The organism is Pseudomonas psychrophila (genome assembly GCF_001043005.1).
Taxonomy (GTDB): domain Bacteria; phylum Pseudomonadota; class Gammaproteobacteria; order Pseudomonadales; family Pseudomonadaceae; genus Aquipseudomonas; species Aquipseudomonas psychrophila.
This window is the reverse complement of sequence record NZ_JYKZ01000075.1, coordinates 1-640: the sequence shown is the minus strand read 5'-3', so window position 1 is coordinate 640 and position 640 is coordinate 1. Positions and strand designations below refer to the sequence as shown.

Sequence of the window (640 nt, the reverse complement as noted above, 5' to 3'; positions counted from 1 at the left end):
CCGGGTCTCGTCCGGAGTGAAGGCGCGATCCATGTTCCGGGCGTCGATCAGCCACAGCTTCAACGAAGTTTCTGGCAAGTCCGTGATGACCAGGCGGGCATCGCCCAGCAGTTCACTCAATGACAGTTGCAAGTCGAGCGGTGTATTCATGGCGCTTTGACAAGGGCCAGAGTTCCCAGCGTTTGGGTCGTGGGCTGGTTGATGATTCGGGAAGGCAAGTGCAGAATCAATTGCCCTGACTGGCTGGCACGCCCGCGCAGTTCGACCCGTGCGCCGGCCGGAAAAGCCTGGGGGTTGAAGCGCAACTTGAATGGCAGCGGCTGGTTATTGCCGGCAATCTTGCTGCTGGCCATCAGTCCCTGTGGGCGCCCGCGCTCGTCGACGATCAACATGGCCAGCTCAACCTCGGCCCCCGCCGGAACCCCGGTCAACACGCCACTCAGCTCGCGCTGGTAGGCGGGTAAAGGCCCCAGGTCTGCCGGCGCATCGGTTTTGGGTTGGGGCAGCGATTGAGGCTGTGCCGATTTTGGCGGTTCACTGCTACACGCGACCAGTAAACTCGCCAGGCACAGCAAAACAATCGTTCGTAGCGGCATACAAGGCTCCACGGCAAGTCAGTCGATGCATCAATTGGGTAAAA

At 60.5% G+C, this 640-nt stretch carries 1 protein-coding gene and 1 pseudogene; both read right to left on the bottom strand.

The genetic code is table 11. From position 1 onward, the window contains the following. A pseudogene (locus tag TU76_RS25720) lies at positions 1 to 150 on the bottom strand (protein methyltransferase); the annotation flags it as partial. After that, complete coding sequence (locus TU76_RS24140; protein ID WP_048352674.1) at positions 147 to 596, bottom strand: YbaY family lipoprotein; 450 nt, start codon at positions 594 to 596, stop codon at positions 147 to 149. The gene TU76_RS24140 and the pseudogene TU76_RS25720, both read right to left, overlap by 4 nt. Positions 597 to 640: the final 44 nt, after the last annotated feature.

Bases quoted from the DNA above. Each gene is read 5' to 3' on its own strand.
- TU76_RS24140 (WP_048352674.1), bottom strand. From the start codon at position 596: ATGCCGCTACGAACGATTGTTTTGCTGTGCCTGGCGAGTTTACTGGTC.